The 18391-nt window shown below is 65.4% G+C and carries 19 protein-coding genes; 10 read left to right on the top strand and 9 right to left on the bottom strand.

Annotated elements, in window-relative coordinates:
* Positions 1-69 precede the first annotated feature (69 nt).
* Complete coding sequence (gene ku / locus EHH60_RS27465) at positions 70-954, top strand: non-homologous end joining protein Ku (RefSeq protein ID WP_124162516.1); 885 nt, start codon at positions 70-72, stop codon at positions 952-954.
* 159 nt (positions 955-1113) lie between these two features.
* Here ku and EHH60_RS27455 read toward each other — a convergent pair whose 3' ends face one another.
* From EHH60_RS27455 to EHH60_RS27430, 6 genes are all read right to left on the bottom strand, one after another.
* Positions 1114-1803, bottom strand: coding sequence for a response regulator (locus tag EHH60_RS27455; RefSeq protein WP_124162514.1), 690 nt, complete (start codon positions 1801-1803; stop codon positions 1114-1116).
* Positions 1800-4523, bottom strand: coding sequence for a DUF4118 domain-containing protein (locus EHH60_RS27450; protein ID WP_124162513.1), 2724 nt, complete (start codon positions 4521-4523; stop codon positions 1800-1802). The genes EHH60_RS27455 and EHH60_RS27450 overlap by 4 nt, the downstream gene beginning before the upstream one ends.
* 123 nt (positions 4524-4646) lie before the next feature.
* Positions 4647-5252 carry a K(+)-transporting ATPase subunit C gene (locus tag EHH60_RS27445; protein ID WP_124162512.1) on the bottom strand — a complete coding sequence of 202 codons (606 nt, stop codon included), beginning with the start codon at positions 5250-5252 and terminating at the stop codon, positions 4647-4649.
* 111 nt (positions 5253-5363) lie between these two features.
* Positions 5364-7481, bottom strand: coding sequence for a potassium-transporting ATPase subunit KdpB (gene kdpB, locus EHH60_RS27440; RefSeq protein ID WP_124162511.1), 2118 nt, complete (start codon positions 7479-7481; stop codon positions 5364-5366).
* Between the two features lie 24 nt (positions 7482-7505).
* Positions 7506-9209 (bottom strand): potassium-transporting ATPase subunit KdpA, encoded by a 1704-nt coding sequence (gene kdpA / locus EHH60_RS27435; RefSeq protein WP_124162510.1) that lies wholly within the window; start codon positions 9207-9209, stop codon positions 7506-7508.
* 113 nt (positions 9210-9322) lie between these two features.
* Positions 9323-9412, bottom strand: a complete 90-nt coding sequence (locus EHH60_RS27430) for a K(+)-transporting ATPase subunit F (RefSeq protein ID WP_035698142.1) — start codon at positions 9410-9412, stop codon at positions 9323-9325.
* 593 nt (positions 9413-10005) lie between these two features.
* Between EHH60_RS27430 and EHH60_RS27420 the strand changes: the two genes are divergently transcribed.
* Both EHH60_RS27420 and EHH60_RS27415 read left to right on the top strand, forming a co-directional pair.
* Positions 10006-10473: a hypothetical protein gene (locus EHH60_RS27420; RefSeq protein ID WP_199752073.1), complete on the top strand. Its 468-nt coding sequence runs from the start codon at positions 10006-10008 to the stop codon at positions 10471-10473.
* A 23-nt stretch (positions 10474-10496) separates the two neighbouring features.
* Positions 10497-10682: a hypothetical protein gene (locus tag EHH60_RS27415; protein ID WP_124162508.1), complete on the top strand. Its 186-nt coding sequence runs from the start codon at positions 10497-10499 to the stop codon at positions 10680-10682.
* A 92-nt stretch (positions 10683-10774) separates the two neighbouring features.
* On the opposite strand, the gene EHH60_RS27410 is transcribed toward EHH60_RS27415, so the two are convergent.
* Positions 10775-11356 (bottom strand): TetR/AcrR family transcriptional regulator, encoded by a 582-nt coding sequence (locus EHH60_RS27410; RefSeq protein WP_124162507.1) that lies wholly within the window; start codon positions 11354-11356, stop codon positions 10775-10777.
* Between the two features lie 87 nt (positions 11357-11443).
* Between EHH60_RS27410 and EHH60_RS27405 the strand changes: the two genes are divergently transcribed.
* From EHH60_RS27405 to EHH60_RS27395, 3 genes are all read left to right on the top strand, one after another.
* Positions 11444-12184 (top strand): crotonase/enoyl-CoA hydratase family protein, encoded by a 741-nt coding sequence (locus tag EHH60_RS27405; protein WP_124162506.1) that lies wholly within the window; start codon positions 11444-11446, stop codon positions 12182-12184.
* Positions 12185-12253: 69 nt separating this feature from the next.
* On the top strand, positions 12254-12889 hold the full coding sequence (gene upp / locus EHH60_RS27400; RefSeq protein WP_124162505.1) for a uracil phosphoribosyltransferase: 636 nt from the start codon (positions 12254-12256) through the stop codon (positions 12887-12889).
* Between the two features lie 33 nt (positions 12890-12922).
* Positions 12923-14494: an AMP-binding protein gene (locus EHH60_RS27395; protein WP_124162504.1), complete on the top strand. Its 1572-nt coding sequence runs from the start codon at positions 12923-12925 to the stop codon at positions 14492-14494.
* A 25-nt stretch (positions 14495-14519) separates the two neighbouring features.
* Here EHH60_RS27395 and EHH60_RS27390 read toward each other — a convergent pair whose 3' ends face one another.
* Complete coding sequence (locus tag EHH60_RS27390; RefSeq protein WP_124162503.1) at positions 14520-15686, bottom strand: acyl-CoA dehydrogenase family protein; 1167 nt, start codon at positions 15684-15686, stop codon at positions 14520-14522.
* A gap of 147 nt (positions 15687-15833) precedes the next feature.
* Here EHH60_RS27390 and EHH60_RS27385 point away from each other — a divergent pair, with 147 nt between their 5' ends.
* Both EHH60_RS27385 and EHH60_RS27380 read left to right on the top strand, forming a co-directional pair.
* Positions 15834-16286 (top strand): MaoC family dehydratase, encoded by a 453-nt coding sequence (locus EHH60_RS27385; protein ID WP_124162502.1) that lies wholly within the window; start codon positions 15834-15836, stop codon positions 16284-16286.
* Positions 16286-17137 carry an HpcH/HpaI aldolase/citrate lyase family protein gene (locus EHH60_RS27380; RefSeq protein WP_199752072.1) on the top strand — a complete coding sequence of 284 codons (852 nt, stop codon included), beginning with the start codon at positions 16286-16288 and terminating at the stop codon, positions 17135-17137. Before EHH60_RS27385 ends, EHH60_RS27380 begins: the two co-directional genes overlap by 1 nt.
* A 100-nt stretch (positions 17138-17237) precedes the next feature.
* On the opposite strand, the gene EHH60_RS27375 is transcribed toward EHH60_RS27380, so the two are convergent.
* On the bottom strand, positions 17238-17648 hold the full coding sequence (locus EHH60_RS27375) for a hypothetical protein (protein ID WP_124162500.1): 411 nt from the start codon (positions 17646-17648) through the stop codon (positions 17238-17240).
* A 308-nt stretch (positions 17649-17956) separates the two neighbouring features.
* Between EHH60_RS27375 and EHH60_RS27370 the strand changes: the two genes are divergently transcribed.
* Together EHH60_RS27370 and EHH60_RS37705 are read left to right on the top strand one after the other, a co-directional pair.
* Positions 17957-18175: a hypothetical protein gene (locus EHH60_RS27370; RefSeq protein WP_124162499.1), complete on the top strand. Its 219-nt coding sequence runs from the start codon at positions 17957-17959 to the stop codon at positions 18173-18175.
* Positions 18172-18348 (top strand): hypothetical protein, encoded by a 177-nt coding sequence (locus tag EHH60_RS37705; RefSeq protein ID WP_199752071.1) that lies wholly within the window; start codon positions 18172-18174, stop codon positions 18346-18348. Before EHH60_RS27370 ends, EHH60_RS37705 begins: the two co-directional genes overlap by 4 nt.
* Positions 18349-18391 lie beyond the last annotated feature (43 nt).

Genomic DNA, 18391 nt, shown 5'->3' with positions numbered 1-18391 from the left:
CCCGCCCGGAACCAAAACCCTATGGGACGGTTGGGGTTCCAAAACGCCTTGAAAACGCTGGAGAATGGAATGGCACCGCGCGCCTATTGGAAGGGAACGTTGAAGCTGTCGCTGGTCAGCTGCCCGGTCGTGCTCTATCCGGCGACGACGGCGGCCGAGAAGACGCGGTTTCACCTGATCAACCGCGAGACCGGGAACCGGCTCAAGCAGCAGATGATCGATTCCGAGACCGGTGACGTCGTCGAGAGCGACCAGAAGGGGCGCGGCTACGAGCTGCGCAAGGGCAAATATGTGGAGATCGAGCCGGAGGAGCTCGAGGCGGTCCAGATCGAGAGCAATCACACCATCGACATCGAGAGCTTCGTGCCGCGCGATGAGATCGACCAGCGCTATCTCAACCATCCCTACTACATTGCGCCCGACGGCAAGGCCGCGGTCGACGCCTTCGCGGTGATCCGCGACGCCATGAAGGACGAGGAACGCGTCGCGCTCGCCAAGATCGTGCTGACCAACCGCGAGCACGTGATGGCGATCGAGCCGCTCGGCAAGGGCCTGCTCGGCACCACTCTGCGTTTCCCCTACGAGCTGCGCGAGGAGGACCAGTTCTTCGACGACATCAAGAGCCCCAAGATCACCAAGGACATGGTCGAGCTCGCCGGCCATATCCTGCGCACCAAGGCGGCGCATTTCGACCCCGGCAAGTTCAAGGACGAATACGAGGACGCGCTGAAGGCCCTGGTGAAGCGCAAGGCGAGCGGCAAGAAGATCGAGCTGCCGGAGCCCGAGGAACGACCCAGCAACGTCGTCAGCCTGATGGATGCGCTCAAGCAGAGCCTGAAGGGACGCGGCGGCAAGAAGACAGCGACGAAGTCACATCCGCGGCGTGCGACCGGACGGCATCGCGCCGCCAAGAAGACGCACCGGACAGCGGCGAGGCACCGGAAGGCGGGTTAATCCGTCATTGCGGAAGCAGGCGTGCGCCACAACCTCGGTCGTCATGGCCGGGCTTGACCCGGGCATCCATCCTCGCATGCCGATAGACGTGGATGGCCGGGTCAAGCCCGGCCATGAGGAGTTTGCCTCGAGCCAGCACCCGATGCCGCCGAGCTACGCTCAATCCCCCGCCTTCAGCCGGTATCCGATTCCTGTCTCCGTCAGCACATATTGCGGCCGTTCCGGGTCGGATTCGATCTTCTGCCGAAGTTGGCGGACATAGACGCGCAGATACTGCGCATCGGTCAGCTCGTCCCAGAGCTCATTGAGCAGGAAGCGGTGGGTGAGCACCTTGCCGGCATGCTGCACCAGCACGCGCAACAGGTCATACTCCTTCGGCGAGAGCTTCACCTCGCGCTCGCCGACCTTGACGATGCGGCGGACGAGATCGACCGAGAGATCGCCGGCGCGGAACACAGGGCGCTCGCCCTTGACCTGAAGCTGGTGGCGCAGCGCGGCGCGCAGCCGCGCCAAAAGCTCCTCCATGCCGAACGGCTTGGTCAGATAATCGTCGGCGCCGAGATCGAGCGCCTGCACCTTGCCGGCCTCATCGCCGCGGCTCGACAGCACCACGATCGGCACGGCTTCGTTGCGCGCGCGAATGGTGCGGAGCAGTTCGTGCCCCTGAACGTCGGGCAGGCCGAGATCGAGGATGATCAACGCCGGCCCTTCGTCGAGCTTCTCCAGCGCAGTCCTGCCGTTCGACGCCTCCAGGATCTCATAGCCCTGCGTGCTCAATCCCATCCGCAGCAATTTGCGGATCGGCGGCTCGTCGTCGATGACCAGGACCTTGATCGGAGCAGCGCTCATGCGGCGGTATCCAATGCGTGGCTCGCTGCCGGGATGGGCAGGCGAATGGTGAGGATCGCGCCACTCCGCTCGCTGCGATTGGCAGCGGAGATCGTACCGCGCATCGCCTCGACGAAGCCACGGGAGATGGCGAGCCCGAGCCCGGTGCCGGGACGGACGTGATCGCCTTTCTGCACGCGATAGAACTTGTCGAACACGCTCTCGAGCTCGTCGGGCGGAATGCCGGCTCCCTCGTCGGCGATCGCGAGCACGACATGCCCGCTCTCGCACCGGCCGCGGATCGAGATCGTGGTGTCGGGTGGCGCGTATTTGGCGGCATTGTCGAGCAGATTGAACAGCACCTGCTCGAACAGCACGGCATCGAGCTGGAGCATCGGCAGATCGGGAGCCAGCACCAGCTCGACCTTGTGGCGGTTGAGTATCTTGCTGGCGCGCCGCAGCGCGCTGCCGACGATCTCGCCGAGATCGTGCAGCGCCGTGTTGGGCACGATGGCGCCGGATTCGAGCTTGGTCATGTCGAGCAGATTGGCAATGAAGCGGTTGAGCCGCTCGGATTCGTCGATCACGGTGGCGAGCAGGTCGCGTTTCTCGGTGTCGGAAAGGGCGCCGGCGAGATCGCGCATGGTGGAGGCCGCCCCCAAGACAGATGCGAGCGGCGTCTTCAGATCATGCGAGATCGAGGTCAACAGCGCCGAGCGCAGCCGTTCGGATTCGACGGTGCGCTTAACGCGGTCCATGTCCTCGACCAGCAGCACGCGCTCGATCGCGAGCGCGCCCTGGTCGACCAGTGCATCGAGCAGCCGGCGCTGGTCCGGCGTCAGCAGCGGGCCGGTACGGTCGTTGTCGATGCCGATGACGCCGATCGGGCCACGTCCCGTGCGCATCGGCAGGAACAGCCGCTTGGCGCCCGGCAACGTGTCCGAGCCGCGGCCGGCGGGGCGATCGTTGCTCCAGGCCCAGTTGGCCGCAGCGAGGTCGGCCTGATCGAGCTCATCCTCCGGCGGATAGCCGGACTTCACGGTGAGCAGGCCCTCTTCCGGCAACAGCAGCACCACGCGCACCTTCAGCATCAACGCGATCTGGTAGGCGGTCGCCCACAGCACGTCGTCGAGCGTGGCGGTGCCGGCGAGCTTGCGGCTGAAGGCATGGAGCTGCTCGGTCATTCTGATCCGGCCGATGGCGGTATCGGCCTGGATGCGCACGCGCGCGGCGACATTGGAGACGATCATCGCGACCACCAGGAACAGCAGGAAGGCGGCGACATTGGTCGGGTCTGTGATCGTGAAGGTGTAGAGTGGTGGCAGGAAGAAGAAATTATAGCACAGGGAAGCCGCGACGGTCGCCAGCAGCGACGGCCATAAGCCATAGCGCACGGCAACCGTGACCACCGCCGTCAGCAGCACGAGATCGACGTTCTCGATGCCGAAATGGGGCTGGATCAGCTCCGCGGCGCCGAGGCCGATCAGCACGATCCCGAGCGCCTTCAGATAGGGCAGCGGGTTGAACGGCTCCGAGCGCGCAGCGGTCTGCACCGCGGTCTTGGGCGCGGCCTCGCCCGGCAGCTCGTCACCGGCGATGACGTGGACCGTGATGTTACCGGCGCGGCGCACCAGGTCGTGCACGACGGAGCCACGCGTCATCTCGAACCAGCGCGAACGCGTCGACTTGCCGATCACGATCTGGGTGACGTTGTTGCCTTGCGCGAAATTGACGACGTCGTCGGCAATACGCCGGCCGACGGCGGGAATGGTCAGCGCTTCGCCCCCAAGAGCTTCCGCCAGCCGCAACGTGTCGGCCAGCCGATCGCGCTCCTCGTCGGACAATTGCAGGGATCGCCGCGTCTCGATCGAGATCGCGGTGAACGGCGCATGCAGCCGGTCGGCCAGCCGCTTGGTGTAGCGCACGAGGCCGGCGGCGCGTGCATCCTCGCTGATGCAGACGAGGATGCGCTCGCCCGCGGCCCAAGGCCCGGAAATCGCATTCGCCTGCATGTGATTGAGAAGCTGCTCGTCGACCCGCTCGGCGGTACGCCGCAGTGCGAGCTCACGCAGCGCGGTGAGATTGCCCGGCGAGAAATAATGCTCCAGCGCCCGCTCGGCCTGCTTGGGCACATAGACCTTGCCCTCCTTCAGCCGCTGGATCAGATCGTCGGGCGTGAGATCGATCAGCTCGATCGCATCGGCGCGGTCGAACACCGAATCCGGCACGGTCTCGCGCACCCGGACATGGGTGATCTGGGCAACGACGTCGTTCAGGCTCTCGATGTGCTGAATGTTGACGGCGGTGTAGACGTCGATGCCGTGGGAGAGCAGCTCCTCCACGTCCAGGTACCGCTTGGGATGGCGGCTGCCTGCCGCATTGGTGTGGGCGAGCTCGTCGACCAGCGCAATCTGCGGCCGCCGCGCGATCACCGCGTCGAGATCCATCTCCTCGACGATCTGGCCGCGGTAGTCCAGCCTCTTGCGCGGGACCACTTCGAGGCCGCGCACCAGCGCCTCGGTCTCGGCGCGGCCATGAGTCTCGACGAACCCGACCACGACATCGATGCCGGCCTTGCGCTTGGCATGGGCGCTTTGCAGCATCTCGTAGGTCTTGCCGACGCCGGGAGCGGCGCCGACGAAGATCTTCAGCTTGCCGCTCGCGCTTTCCTCCCGGCGCGCCGCTTGCAGCAGTGCCTCCGGGGATGGACGTTGTTCGGGGTCGCGGCGCTCTCGGGCCATCAGGACGGCTTGTCTATCCGTTATTTTCTCCGCCTGTCATTTCGCCTCTCCCCGCAAGCGGGGAGAGCGAGAGGAAGGCTTCGCCATCGAATATAATCATCCGCGCGCCGCGAGCCTAGACTGCTACTTCGCGGCGATGCGATCGAGCGCGAGATTCAGCGCCAGAACGTTAACCCTGGGTTCGCCGAGCAGGCCGAGCAGGCGGCCTTCGGTGTTGGCGGTCACAAGCTGTTTGAGCTGATCCTCAGGCAGATTCCGCGCCTTCGCCACGCGGGGCACCTGGAATTGCGCCGCCTCCGGCGAAATGTTCGGGTCGAGGCCGCTCGCCGAAGTCGTCACCAGGTCGACCGGCACGGAAGCGTTCGGATTCTCGCTCCTGAGCCCGTCCACATCTTCCTTCAGCCGGTCGGCCAGCGCCTTGCTGGTCGGGCCGAGGTTGGAGCCGCCCGAATTGGCGGCGTTGTAGGGGGCCGACACCGTCTTGGTCGAATCATTCGGGTCTGGCGCAACGGTCGCCGAGAGGCGGCCGTGGAAGTATTTGTCGTCCTTGAACTCCTGCCCAATCAGGGCGGAGCCGATCACCTTGCCGTCCTTTTCGATGAGGCTGCCCTGCGCCTGCACGGGAAACAACGTCCCGGCAATGGCGGTCATCGCGAGCGGATAGGCAAGACCGGTGATGGCGGTGAGCGCCAGCAAGAGGACGATGGCGGGGCGGATTTCTCTGAGCATGTGCTTTCTCCGATTTTTCCCGTCATTGCGAGGAGCGAAGCGACGAAGCAATCCAGACTATCAACCGCGGAGGCATTTCTGGATTGCTTCGCTTCGCTCGCAATGACGAATTCAAGCCAGGTGCAAGGCGGTCACGACGAGATCGATCGCCTTGATGCCGATGAAGGGAATGACGATGCCGCCAAGCCCGTAGATCAAGAGGTTGCGCCGGAGCAGCGCGCCGGCACCGACCGCGCGATAGGCGACGCCCTTCAGCGCGAGCGGGATCAGCGCAATAATGACAAGCGCGTTGAAGATGATCGCCGACAGGATGGCGCTCTGCGGGCTCGACAGGTTCATGACGTTGAGCACGTTGAGCTGGGGGTAGAACGCCAGGAACATCGCCGGGATGATCGCGAAATATTTGGCGACGTCGTTGGCGATCGAGAACGTCGTCAGCGCACCGCGCGTCATCAAGAGCTGCTTGCCGATCTCGACCACTTCGATCAGCTTGGTCGGGTTGGAATCGAGGTCGACCATGTTGCCGGCCTCGCGGGCGGCCTGGGTGCCGGTGTTCATGGCAACACCGACATCGGCCTGGGCGAGCGCCGGCGCGTCGTTGGTGCCGTCGCCGCACATGGCGACCAGCTTGCCCTTGGCCTGCTCGTCGCGGATCAGCTTGAGCTTGTCCTCGGGGGTTGCCTGCGCCAGGAAGTCGTCGACGCCCGCCTCGGCCGCGATGGCCGCGGCCGTCATCGGGTTGTCGCCGGTGATCATGATGGTGCGGATACCCATGCGGCGCAGCTCGGCGAAGCGCTCGCGAATGCCGCCCTTGACGATGTCCTTGAGCTGGACGATCCCGAGCAGCCTGCCGTCCTTGGCGACAGCCAGCGGCGTGCCGCCGGACTTCGACACGTCGTCGGCGATCGCCTGGATCTCGCGGCCGAGCTCGGAAAGCGCGGCAGACTGCATCGACCGCGCCGTGTTGCCGGAAGCGACTGCGGTCGGAGCACCGCCGCCGACATAGTTCAGCATGGCATCGACCGCACCCTTGCGCACCGACGAGCCGCCGGCATCGACGCCGCTCATGCGGGTCTGCGCCGTGAACGGGATGAAGGTGGCCCCGAGCTCCGCCATGTCGCGGCCGCGGATGCCGGACTTCTCCTTCGCCAGCACGACGATGGAGCGGCCTTCCGGGGTCTCGTCGGCGAGCGAGGCGAGCTGGGCTGCGTCCGCCAGCTCCTGCTCGGTCACTCCGCGGACGGGGAGGAACGCGGTCGCCTGCCGGTTGCCGAGCGTGATGGTGCCGGTCTTGTCGAGCAGCAGCGTGTCGACGTCTCCGGCGGCCTCGACCGCGCGGCCCGACATCGCCAGCACGTTGAAGCGGACCAGGCGGTCCATGCCGGCGATGCCGATCGCCGACAGCAGCGCGCCGATGGTGGTCGGGATCAGCGTCACGAACAGCGCCACCAGCACGATCACCGAGATCGAGCCGCCGGCATAGGCCGCATAGCTCGGGATCGTCACGGTCGCGAACACGAAGATCATGGTGAGGCCGGCGAGCAGAATGTTGAGCGCGATCTCGTTCGGCGTCTTCTGCCGCTCTGCGCCCTCGACCAGCTTGATCATGCGGTCGATGAAGGTCGAGCCCTGGGCTGCCGTGATGCGGACGCGGATCCAGTCCGACAGCACCTGCGTGCCGCCGGTCACCGCCGAACGGTCGCCGCCGGATTCGCGGATCACGGGCGCCGATTCTCCGGTGATGGCGGCTTCGTTGACGGAGGCGACGCCCTCGATCACTTCACCGTCCGAGGGAATCGTGTCGCCCGCCTCGACCAGCACGAGATCGCCGACCTTGAGGCTCGTGCCCGGCACGAGCCTGTAGTCGCGGCCTGCGCCGCTCAGCAGCTTGGCCTGGCTCTCGGTTCGCGTCTTGCGCAGCGTCTCGGCCTGCGCCTTGCCGCGCCCCTCGGCCACTGCTTCAGCAAGGTTGGCGAACAGCACGGTGAACCACAGCCAGAGAATGATCTGGAAGGTGAAACCGAGATTTTCCCCGCCGGTCAGGAGATCGCGCAGGAAGATCACCGTGGTGAGAGCGGCGACGATCTCGACCACGAACATGACCGGGTTCTTGATCATGGCGCGCGGGTCGAGCTTGGCGAAGGCCGCGCCGATCGCGGGCATCACGATCCTGGGATCCAGCATCGCCGAGACTGGCATGCGCTTGTTGGGTTTATGGACAGATTCCATGGAGGTCACTCCGAAAAAGCTGGATCAGAACAGGTTGCCGGCGTTCATCGCCAGATGTTCGACGATCGGGCCGAGCGCGAGCGCCGGGAAGAAGGTCAGGCCGCCCATGATCAGGATGAGGCCGACGACGAGGCCGACGAACAGGCCTCCGGTGGTCGGGAACGTGCCCATCGAGGGCGGGATCGATTTCTTGGCCGCGAGCGATCCCGCGATGGCCATCGCCGGCACGATCATGAAGAAGCGGCCGACGAACATCGCGCTGGCGAGCGTAAGATTGTAGAAGAAGGTGTTGCCGGTGAGGCCCGCGAAGGCCGATCCGTTGTTAGCCGTCCCCGAGGTGAAGGCGTACAGCACTTCGGTGAAGCCGTGCGGTCCGGCATTCGCCATGGAGGCGACTGCCGCCGGATAGACCACGCCGACGGCGGTCCAGCCGAGGATCATCAGGGGCAGGACGAGAATGGCGAGCATCGCCATCTTGACCTCGCGCGCCTCGATCTTCTTGCCGACATATTCCGGCGTACGGCCGACCATCAGGCCTGCGACGAAGATCGCGAGGATGACGAACAGCAGCATGCCGTACATGCCGGCGCCGACGCCGCCGACGATGATCTCGCCGAGCTGCATGTTGATCAGCGGAATCATGCCGCCGAGCGCGGTGAAGCTGTCGTGCATGGCATTGACGGCACCGCAGGAGGCGGCCGTCGTGATCACGGCGAACAGCGAGGACGCGACGATGCCGAAGCGGACCTCCTTGCCTTCCATGTTGCCGCCGGTCAGGCCCAGCGCATGCATGGTGGCGGTGCCGGTGGCTTCCGCCCAATAGCAGACGCCCACGCCGGCGACGAACAGCACGCCCATCACCGCGAGGATCGCCCAGCCCTGGCGCTGGTTGCCGACCATGCGGCCGAACACATTGGTGAGCGCCGCGCCGAGCGCGAAGATCGACAGCATCTGCACGAAGTTCGACAGTGCGGTCGGATTCTCGAAGGGATGCGCGGCGTTGGCATTGAAGAAGCCGCCGCCATTGGTGCCGAGCATCTTGATCGCGACCTGCGAGGCGACAGGACCGACCGCAATGGTCTGCTTGGCGCCTTCGAGCGTGGTCGCCTCGACATAGGGCCCGAGCGTCTGCGGCATGCCCTGCCAGACCAGGAACAGCGCGTAGACGATGCAGATCGGCAGCAGGACATAGAGCGTGCAGCGGGTCACATCGACCCAGAAATTGCCGACGGTGCGAGCAGAGGCGCGGGCAAAGCCGCGGATCAGCGCGACAGCGAGCACGATGCCGGTCGCAGCAGACAGGAAATTCTGGTGCGTGAGGCCGACCATCTGGGTCAGATAGGACAACGTGCTCTCGCCGCCGTAGTTCTGCCAGTTGGTGTTGGTGATGAAGGAGATCGCGGTGTTGAACGATAGGTCTTCGGCGATCGCGGACTGCCCGGCCGGATTGAACGGCAGCACGGCCTGCAGTCGCATCAGGCCGTAGATGATCAGGAAGCCGCCGACATGGAACAGCAGCATGGCGAACGTGTAGGTCAACCAATGCTGCTCGCGCTTCTCGTCGACGCCGGAGATCCAGTAGATGCCGGCCTCGATCGGGCGCAGGACGGGCGACAGGAAGGTGCGCTCGCCGTCGAATACGCGCGTCATGTACCAGCCGAGCGGCTTCGTCAGCGCGACGATAATCGCACAGTAAAGAATGATCTGGAACCAACCGATGACAGTCATGGCATTAGCCCTTCAGGCTTTGGGTCCGGCGCAAGAGCGGCAGGAGCAGCGCAAGCAGGCCCGCGACGAGCGCAGCGTCGGCCAGCAGCAATTCGACAAGCAGCAGCACGGCCTCAAAACCGCTCGGGACGCAGCAGCGCGTAGGTGAGATAGATCAGGAGGCCGAACGAGACGGCGCCGGCGAGGGCATAATCGAAAATCATGATCCGCTCCCTCACAGCCGTTCGCAGGCGTAGGTGTAGCCGATCGCGAGGGCAAAGAAGACCAAGCCCAGCGCCAGCATCAGAAGGTCCATCATGGCGATACTCCTCAATTAAGACGTTCCGGCATATCCCGTCTGGATTCCGGCGGGCCGCTTGCTGCGATCGAACGCGCACGTCCGGGAACTTCACCGCGCTGACGTGCCACCGCGCGCATAGGTTTTCGAGATGAGGCCTATGGCGACGTTATAGGAATCTCATAAAGGCCGGCACGCCATGGCCGCCGGCGACGTGACGCCGGCCATACATTCCGGATGGTCTTCCGGGCCGGCAGCACAGCGGCGCGGCCCACCATCGCTCTCGCAACCGTGGTTACAGCAAGCCGCAGCCAAGGTCCTTTAAAAGAGCCCTGCTCGCATAAGCCGCCACCTTCGGCGGAGATGACGGTCGAGGATCCGATGCGCCCGCACGAAAGACTCTGTGCGCCTATGAAATCCCTATATCTCTCGCCCGATCCCTATCTCGTTTTCAAATGCCCTCCGGGCCATCTTGGTGAGGCCGGCCGACTGACCGACGCCAACTCCAGGAGGCCTGACATGACCGCCGCTCTCCGACGCTACGATCCGCCATCACTCGGCGACCGATTGCGCAATGCGCATGCGATGACGCGGCCGTTGATGCTCGACATCATTGGTCACGTCTGCCGGCGCATTCCCGCGCTCGGACAGAGCGGGCACACCGCACGCCTCGCGCGCCTGATCGACGCCGAGGCATGGGCCGATGCGGCGCTGGCGCTGATGGAGCTGGAGCTGCCGATGTGGCAGGTCCGCCGCATCGCCTATGACGAGGGCGAGTGGCATTGCGCGCTGTCACGCGAGCGCGCGCTGCCGGACTGGCTGGACGCCGCGGTCGAGGCGCGCCATGTCGACCTCGCGCTCGCGCTGCTGTCGGCGTTCCTCGAGGTGCGGGCGCTGGCGGTCGATCTGACGCGGCCGAGCGTTCCTTCCGTCCGCCCTTTGCCGGATCCGCTTTGCGAGCCGGTCGCCTGCGACCATTACGGCTAGACGTATCTGAAAGGACACGAGAAATGCCGACGCCGATTCTCGGCTTTGAACGACCCCATCTGAGGACTGAACAGCAATTGCGCATATCGAAGCTGCGCAAAGCTCGACTCGAGCGTATCGCCCTGCATGGGCTGGCCATGCTGTCGATGGGCAGCGTGCTCACCGCGCTGATCGCGCTGAGGACAGCAATCCTGTGCCTTGCGAGGTAACGACATGGTCGAGCTCAAGCTCGTCATCCTGGACGCCTTGATCAGCGCATTGCTGCTCGGCATGCGCGTGACCGCGAACCCGGCCTCGGGGTCTAGCTCCCCCGCTCCGCTTCGATCAGCCGTGCCAGCTCCGCCGCGGTGACCTCGATCGGCCGGCCGCTGCGCTCCACGCGGGCCTGGATCAGCGCGCCCTGAAGCGCCGAGGTGCAGAGCACGGCCAGCGCCTCCGCCCGGGGTCTGGCAAAGCCGTCCGCGAGAAGCTTGTCACGCAGGATGGATAATCGCACCGCATAGGCTTTGCGACCAGCATCGGACACGGCGCGCTCGCGCGGTGCAAGCTCGAGCAGCACGGTCGTAATCGGGCAGCCGTTGCGAAAGCCGGAGCCCTGCATCCAGCCTGCCAGCAGCCTTGCGTGCGCGCACAGGAGCTCGCCGGTCGAGCCGCACTCTTTCGCGAGCTTGGCGACTGTCGCCGCGACGCGGCGTCCCGCCTCCTCTACCGCCGCCACCGCGATCGAGGATTTTCCGTCCGGAAAATAATGGTAGAGCGAGCCCTTCGGTGCACCGCTGACGTCGACGATGTCGTTGAGGCCGGTGCGGGCAAATCCCTGCCGCCGGAACAGGGGCACCGCTGCGTTGATGATGGGCTGACGGTGCTTTGGCACGGCCGGCATGGCACTCTCCTCCGGTCAAAAACTATATTGATTGGTCTACATCAGCCTCCGACAGTCAAGACGTGTGACGATGACAGGGAGAGGCAGATGCCTGAGAGAGTGACCTATGAGCTGAACGGCGGCGTGGCGCGGATCGGACTCGACGACGGCAAGGTCAATGCGATGTCGGCCGCGATGCTGGGCGAGATTGCAGCCGCCTTCGCCCGTGCCGAGACGGAGGCGGAGATCGTGGTGCTGCGCTCGGCGCGGCCGGGCGTCTTTTCCGCCGGCTTCGATCTGAAAGTGTTCGCCTCGGGCGATGCCGCCAGGAGCCTCGAGATGGTTCGGGCCGGCGCGGAGCTGGCGCTGCGGCTGATGTCGTTTCCGCATCCGACCATCGGCGTGATGGAGGGCCATGCTTATCCGATGGGGACGTTCCTGCTGCTCGCCTGCGACGTCAGGCTCGGCGCACGCGGACCGCACCGCATGGGACTGAACGAGGTCGCCATCGGCATCGCACCACCCAGTTTCGCCATCGAGCTCGCGCGCAGCCGCCTGCATCCCGCCTGGCTCAGCCGTACCGCCACGCTGGGCGAGATGTTCGAGCCGGAGGTGGCGTTGACCGCTGGCCTTCTCGATCGCGTGGTTGCGCCGGAGATGGTCGACACCACGCTCGAGGAGATCATCGCTGGCTTGCGCGCCATCCACAAGCCATCGCATGCAGCTGCGAAGAGGCGCCTGCGCCAGCCGGCCATGGACGCCATGCGCATGGCGATCGACCGCGAACTGACCATGGCTGCCTACGAGGCGAGCAACCGAGCGCGCAGCGCGGTCGCGATGCCCCGTTGAAGCCGCGTCGTCCACGGAAAAGACCCGCGCGATCTGGCGCAATTTCATGGAACGGTGTAGAGCGGTTTCATGAGCATTGGCAGCGTCAACGTCGTCACCCATCCTCTGGTCCAGCACAAGCTCTCCCTGATGCGGGAGAAGGACCGCTCGACCAAGAGCTTTCGCGAGATCCTGAACGAGATCGGGATGCTGCTCTGCTACGAGGTGACGCGTGACCTGCCGCTGGAGCTGGTCGAGATCGAGACGCCGATCGCGCCGATGCGGGCGCCGAAGATCGCCGGCAAGAAGCTCACGCTGGCACCGATCCTGCGCGCCGGCGTCGGCTTCCTCGACGGCATGCTCGCCCTGATGCCGTCGGCGCGCATCGCCCATATCGGGCTCTACCGCGACCCCGAGACATTGCAGGCCGTGGAATATTACTTCAAGGCGCCGCAGGACCTGTCCGACCGCACCGTGATCCTGATGGATCCGATGCTGGCAACCGGCAACTCGGCCTGCGCCGGCGCCTCCCTGCTCAAGGCGCGCGGCGCCCGCGACATCCGTTTCGTTTGCCTTCTGGCCGCGCCCGAGGGCATCGCCCAGTTTCAGAGCGAGCATGGCGACGTGCCGATCTGGACCGCCGCGATCGACGAGCGGCTCAACGACCACGGCTACATCGTGCCGGGCCTGGGCGATGCCGGCGACCGGATGTTCGGCACCAAGTAGACAGCTCGGCACGATCGGGTTACTTCGGTTGCCATGAGCCCCAATGATTTCTCGCTGCAATCGCTGATCCGGATCGAGGCCGCCGATCCCGCCCTGGTATTCGACGGCAGAGCTGTCTCTCGCGCGGAATTCTCGACGAAGGTCGAGCAGACCGCCGCCTGGCTTGCGGCCCAGGGCATCGGCCAGGGCGACGTCGTCGCGGTCTGGCTGGTCAACCGCCTCGAATGGCTGGCACTGCTGTTCGCCGCCGCACGGCTGGGTGTGGTCGTCGCGGCCGTCAATACACGTTACCGCAGCGCGGAGGTCGCGCATCTGCTTAAGCTGTCCGGCGCGAAGCTCATAATCGCCGAGGCGGGATTCCGCACGATCGACTTTGCCGCCATCCTTGCGGGCATCGCCAAGGACGAGGTGCCGGCGCTGCAACGGCTCGCGGTGGTCGGCGCGGATACCATCTCGGCACACTGGCCCTGCGTGCGGTTCGATGCGTTCGACGCGCCCTACCCGCCGGCACAGCATGTTCAAGGCGACGTCGACCTGCCCATGCTGCTCTACACCACGTCGGGCACGACCAAGGGGCCGAAGCTCGTTGCGCATTCGCAGCGGACGCTGGCGACGCACGCCGTCTCCGTTGCCCGCGCGCTCCAGCTCGATCCGCAACGCCATTCGCTGCTGGCGATGCTGCCGTTCTGCGGCACGTTCGGCATGACGAGCCTGCTCGGCTTCGTCGCAGCTGGCGCGACCGTCCATGTGCTCGACGCCTTCGAGGCGGCGCCGGCCGTGAAGATCCTTCGGGACTGCAGGATCACGCACTCTTTCGGCTCCGACGAGATGTTCCGCCGCATCCTCGCGCTCTCGGATGAGCCACGTCCGTTCCCGCATCTCGAAGTCTGCGGCTTCGCCGCGTTCCAGCCCGGCTGGCGCGAACTGGCCGCGGAGGCTGAAACGCGCGGCATGAAGCTGTTCGGCCTGTACGGCTCGAGCGAGGTGCAGGCGCTGTTTTCCATCGCCCGTGGTAGCGATGCGTTCGCCGATCGCATCGAGGGTGGCGGCTGGCCGATGTCGCCGAGCGCGAGAGTGCGCGTGCGCGACACCGAGACCGGCGAGCTTGCGACGAGTGGCGTGTCCGGCGAGATCGAGATCAGCGCGCCCTCGCGCTTCCTCGGCTATTTCAACAACCCCGAAGCGACGCGCGATGCGATCACCGCAGACGGGTTCTTCCGCACCGGCGACATCGGCCGGCTGCGCGGCGACGGCTCCTTCGCCTACGAAACCCGCGCCGGCGATGCGATGCGGCTCGGCGGCTTTCTGGTCGCGCCCGGCGAGATCGAGGACGAGCTCAAATCGTGCACCGGCGTTGCCGACGCCCAGGTGGTTGCCGTGGATCTGAAGGGCCAGGCGCGCTGCGTCGCCTTCGTGATCCCGGCAAAGCAGCCGCCAATGCAGGAAACGCTGGTCGCGCGCCTGCGCGAGCGGCTCGCCGGCTACAAGGTACCGGCGCGGATCTATCTCGTGGACGCCTTCCCCATCACCGACAGCGCCAACGGCGTCAAGATCCAGCGCGCCAGGCTTCGTGCAATGGCGATGGAGCGGATCGCCGCCGAATAGGCGGCTTGCGCCACACAAGGCGCGTTCAGTACGACTTCGCGAGTCCCAGCACCTTTTCCGCGATGAAGCTGAGCGCAAGCTGCGGGCTGACCGGCGCGATGCGCGGGATCAGCACTTCGCGCAAGTATCGCTCGACGTGGAATTCCTTGGCATAGCCGAAGCCGCCATGGGTCATCACCGCCTGCTCGCAGGCCGAGAAGCCCGCTTCGCCTGCGAGATATTTCGCGGCATTGGCCGCGGCGCCGCACGGCATGCCCTTGTCGTATTGCCACGCCGCCGACATCACCATCAGCCAGGCGGCCTCGAGCTCGACCCAGTTCACTGCAAGCGGGTGCTGGATGCCCTGGTTCTTGCCGATCGGGCGATTGAACACGACGCGCGTCTTCGCGTATTCGGTCGCGCGCGAAAGCGCGAGCTTGCCGAGGCCGACAGCCTCCGCTGCAATCAGGATGCGCTCGGGGTTCATGCCTTCGAGGATGTACTCGAAGCCCTTGCCCTCTTCGCCGATCCGATCCTCCATCGGAATCTCGAAATCCTCGAAGAACAGCTCGTTGGAATCGACGATCTTGCGTCCCATCTTCTCGATCTCGTGGACCTTGATCCTGTTGCGGTCGAAATCGGTATAGAACAGGCTGAGGCCGTGGGTGGGCGAGCGCACCTCTTCCAGCGGCGTGGTGCGAGCCAGCAGCAGGATCTTGTGCGCGACCTGCGCGGTCGAGATCCACACCTTCTGGCCGTTGACGATGTAGCGGTCGTTCTTGGCGACCGCACGGGTCTTGAGCTGCGTGGTGTTGAGGCCGGTGTTGGGCTCGGTGACGGCGAAGCACGCCTTCTCGCGGCCCTCGACCATCGGCGGCAGCATCCGTTTGCGCTGCTCCTCGGTGCCGAACACGACGACGGGATTGAGGCCGAACACGTTGATGTGCACCGCGGAGGCGCCGGACATGCCGGCACCCGATTCCGCGATGGTGCGCATCATGATCGCAGCTTCGGTGATGCCGAGGCCGGAGCCGCCGTATTCCTCGGGCACGCAGATGCCGAGCCAGCCGGCGTCCGCCAGCGCCTTGTGGAAGTCGTGCGGGAAGCCGCCGTCGTGGTCTTTCTTCAGCCAGTAGGCGTCCGGAAAGCCTTCGCAGATCTTGGCGATGGCATCGCGAATGGCTTCCTGCTGATCGGTGAGCGCGAAATCCATGGTCTTGACCTCCCTTCGCCAAGCGTTCTTTAGCTCGAAAAACCACATGCAGATACGTGAATTTGCCCGCGAAGTGTGTCTACCATGCATAGGGTCATGCGGCGCGACGCTATGAGCGCGCCGTTATTTCGTGAGGAGGAAACCGCGATGGCCGGACTCTATTTCGAGGACTTTTCCGTGGGCCAGGAGTTCAGGCATCCGCTGACCCGGACCGTCACGGAGATGGACAACACCATGTTCAGCCTGCTGACGCTCAATCCGCAGCCGCTGCACATCGACGCGCATTTCGCCGAAAAGACCGAGTTCGGCCAGCGCATCTTCAACAGCCTTTACACCCTCGGCATCATGATCGGCATGACGGTCTATGATACGACCCTGGGCACCACCGTCGCCAATCTCGGCATGACCGAGGTCACGTTTCCAAAGCCGGTCTTCCATGGCGACACGTTGCGGGCTACGACGAAGGTGCTGTCGGTGCGGGACTCCAAGTCGCGGCCCAGGGCCGGCATCGTCGAGTTCGAGCACCACGCGTACAACCAAAGCGACGAGGTCGTCGGCAAATGCCGCCGCATGGCGATGATGCACAAGAGGCCGGTCTGATGCGTTCGATGCTGTTCGTGCCGGGCGACACCCCGCGCAAGTTCGAGAAGGCGAGCGAAGGCAAGGCCGACGCGCTGATCATCGATCTCGAGGACTCCGTCGTCGCGGAGAAGAAAGCGGAGGCGCGCGGGTTGACGCTTGCGATGCTGAAAAGTCGCAGCAAGCCACATCAGCTCTACGTCCGCGTCAACGCGCTCGACACCGGCATGACGCTCGCCGATCTTGCCGCGGTGATTCCGGGCAGGCCCGACGGCATCGTGCTGCCGAAATCGCAGGGCGGCGACGACGTGCGACAGGTCGCGACCTGGCTCGAAGCCCTGGAAGCGGCAGCCGGCATCGCGATCGGCACGACCCGTGTCGTCTGCGTCGCCACGGAGACCGCCGGCTCGATCTTCGGGCTCGGCAGCTACAAGGGCTGCTCCGCTCGCCTTGCCGGTCTGATGTGGGGCGCGGAGGATCTCTCCGCCTCGCTCGGCGCCACCGAGAAGGCGAGCGGCGGCGTGTTCCACAGCCCATACCGCCTGGCACGCGATCTCTGCCTCATGGCCGCGGCGGCGGCCGAGGTCGCAGCCATCGACACGGTCTACACCGACATCGACAATCTCGCGGGACTCGAAGCCGAAACGCGCGCCGCGCGGCGCGACGGCTTTTCGGCCAAGGCGCTGATCCATCCCAAGCACGTCGACATCGTCAACGCGGCCTTCGCGCCGACGGACGCCGAGCGCAAATGGGCGGAAAAGGTGATTGCGGCGTTCGCGAGCAATCCCGATTCCGGCACGCTGCGGCTCGATGGCCAGATGATCGACAAGCCGCACCTTCGCGCCGCGAAGAGGATTCTCGGCAAGCCCTAGCGCGGGACGCAAGCTTCGGCATGATCGTCACGGTGGCTGCGCTGATGGCGCGGACGGGCGATTGATGGCCGCCGAAGGCGGACGGCCTAATGCCGGGACCTCAGTCGAATCCCTGAACGGGCGGCGTCGCGGCTTGCGCCGGAACAGCAGGCGCAGCCTGGACGGGGGCGGTCTGGACGGGGGCGGCCTGAACCGGCGGCGGATTGCCAGCAGCTGGCATCTGGCCATTGGCATTCATCGCCTCGCGCGTACGCGGTGGGACGCGGGTCGTGGCCGCGCGTCGCGGCGGCTGCCGGTGTCTTGCCGATTGCGAGCCCCTCAGGCCCCAGGACCGGGCAATCGAGGGTCCGGCGGTGTAGCCGACCAAGGCTCCGGCGACGGCTCCGACCGGGCCCAGCACGACCGCGCCTGACAAGGCACCGAGCGCTGCCGAGCCCGCGCGCTCCTGCGCAAGCGCACCCGCCGGCACACAAGCCAGCATTGCAATGGCGGTGATCAGAGCCTTGGTCATCGGAGTGCCTCCCTCAGGGAAGATCACTCCTGCTCAAATATGGCCGCACGAGGTTCGCTTGCTGGCCGACAAAAGGCAATCGCTGGCGGAACCCAGCTATAGAACTCCTTGTGGGCCATCCTTCGAGACGCGCGCTCAAGGTCAGCCCCAAGAGTCAGATGCGATTGCTCTGCCGCGAGTGGGGAGAGGCGAATGCGGCTTCGACCATCTTGACACCGGTCACCCGCTGCATATTTTTTTTCGCCGAGAAGAGACTTTCTCACCCTCGACATCAAAAGGAATTAACGCGACCGTCTGGAGAGACGATCATGCTCGATGAGAATCTGGCCCGCATTCGTGCGCACCGCAACAACATCCACCGCTATCGGCGTCTGCTGAAGACCAGGCTGTCGGATCTGGAGCGCCATTTCGTCGAGAGGCGCCTCGCGGAAGAGCAATCGGCGCTCGATGGCCTGACCGCGGTGACCTTCCCGGTCGGCTTCCGCGCTTCCGGAGCGCCGGCCAATGCGGCGGGGATGGCGCAATGAACAGTCAGCGAGACCTGCTCATTCGAGGCAGCGAGAAGGTCATCGGCCATTACGAGCTGCTTCTTGCAAGCGCGAAGACCGAGCATGAGCGCGAGCTCTATCGTCAACGCATCGAACGCGAGCGGCGGCTGATCCGGGACCTGCAAGGCGAATGGGATCACCGCGCGGCCTGAGCTGGAGATCGTCGCAGGGGCCGAACCGCCCTTCCTTCCGCGG

The organism is Bradyrhizobium sp. RP6 (assembly GCF_003837805.1).
In the GTDB taxonomy this organism is placed as follows: domain Bacteria; phylum Pseudomonadota; class Alphaproteobacteria; order Rhizobiales; family Xanthobacteraceae; genus Bradyrhizobium.
Note: the sequence above shows the minus strand (reverse complement) of the source record. Positions and strands in the feature narration are given on the sequence as shown.

What these genes read in the sequence shown, in the direction of transcription:
- ku (WP_124162516.1), top strand. Translation starts at nt 70, where the DNA reads ATGGCACCGCGCGCCTATTGGAAGGGAACGTTGAAGCTGTCGCTGGTC.
- EHH60_RS27455 (WP_124162514.1), bottom strand. Translation starts at nt 1,803, where the DNA reads ATGAGCGCTGCTCCGATCAAGGTCCTGGTCATCGACGACGAGCCGCCG.
- EHH60_RS27450 (WP_124162513.1), bottom strand. Translation starts at nt 4,523, where the DNA reads ATGGCCCGAGAGCGCCGCGACCCCGAACAACGTCCATCCCCGGAGGCA.
- EHH60_RS27445 (WP_124162512.1), bottom strand. Translation starts at nt 5,252, where the DNA reads ATGCTCAGAGAAATCCGCCCCGCCATCGTCCTCTTGCTGGCGCTCACC.
- kdpB (WP_124162511.1), bottom strand. Translation starts at nt 7,481, where the DNA reads ATGGAATCTGTCCATAAACCCAACAAGCGCATGCCAGTCTCGGCGATG.
- kdpA (WP_124162510.1), bottom strand. Translation starts at nt 9,209, where the DNA reads ATGACTGTCATCGGTTGGTTCCAGATCATTCTTTACTGTGCGATTATC.
- EHH60_RS27430 (WP_035698142.1), bottom strand. Translation starts at nt 9,412, where the DNA reads ATGATTTTCGATTATGCCCTCGCCGGCGCCGTCTCGTTCGGCCTCCTG.
- EHH60_RS27420 (WP_199752073.1), top strand. Translation starts at nt 10,006, where the DNA reads ATGACCGCCGCTCTCCGACGCTACGATCCGCCATCACTCGGCGACCGA.
- EHH60_RS27415 (WP_124162508.1), top strand. Translation starts at nt 10,497, where the DNA reads ATGCCGACGCCGATTCTCGGCTTTGAACGACCCCATCTGAGGACTGAA.
- EHH60_RS27410 (WP_124162507.1), bottom strand. Translation starts at nt 11,356, where the DNA reads ATGCCGGCCGTGCCAAAGCACCGTCAGCCCATCATCAACGCAGCGGTG.
- EHH60_RS27405 (WP_124162506.1), top strand. Translation starts at nt 11,444, where the DNA reads ATGCCTGAGAGAGTGACCTATGAGCTGAACGGCGGCGTGGCGCGGATC.
- upp (WP_124162505.1), top strand. Translation starts at nt 12,254, where the DNA reads ATGAGCATTGGCAGCGTCAACGTCGTCACCCATCCTCTGGTCCAGCAC.
- EHH60_RS27395 (WP_124162504.1), top strand. Translation starts at nt 12,923, where the DNA reads ATGAGCCCCAATGATTTCTCGCTGCAATCGCTGATCCGGATCGAGGCC.
- EHH60_RS27390 (WP_124162503.1), bottom strand. Translation starts at nt 15,686, where the DNA reads ATGGATTTCGCGCTCACCGATCAGCAGGAAGCCATTCGCGATGCCATC.
- EHH60_RS27385 (WP_124162502.1), top strand. Translation starts at nt 15,834, where the DNA reads ATGGCCGGACTCTATTTCGAGGACTTTTCCGTGGGCCAGGAGTTCAGG.
- EHH60_RS27380 (WP_199752072.1), top strand. Translation starts at nt 16,286, where the DNA reads ATGCGTTCGATGCTGTTCGTGCCGGGCGACACCCCGCGCAAGTTCGAG.
- EHH60_RS27375 (WP_124162500.1), bottom strand. Translation starts at nt 17,648, where the DNA reads ATGACCAAGGCTCTGATCACCGCCATTGCAATGCTGGCTTGTGTGCCG.
- EHH60_RS27370 (WP_124162499.1), top strand. Translation starts at nt 17,957, where the DNA reads ATGCTCGATGAGAATCTGGCCCGCATTCGTGCGCACCGCAACAACATC.
- EHH60_RS37705 (WP_199752071.1), top strand. Translation starts at nt 18,172, where the DNA reads ATGAACAGTCAGCGAGACCTGCTCATTCGAGGCAGCGAGAAGGTCATC.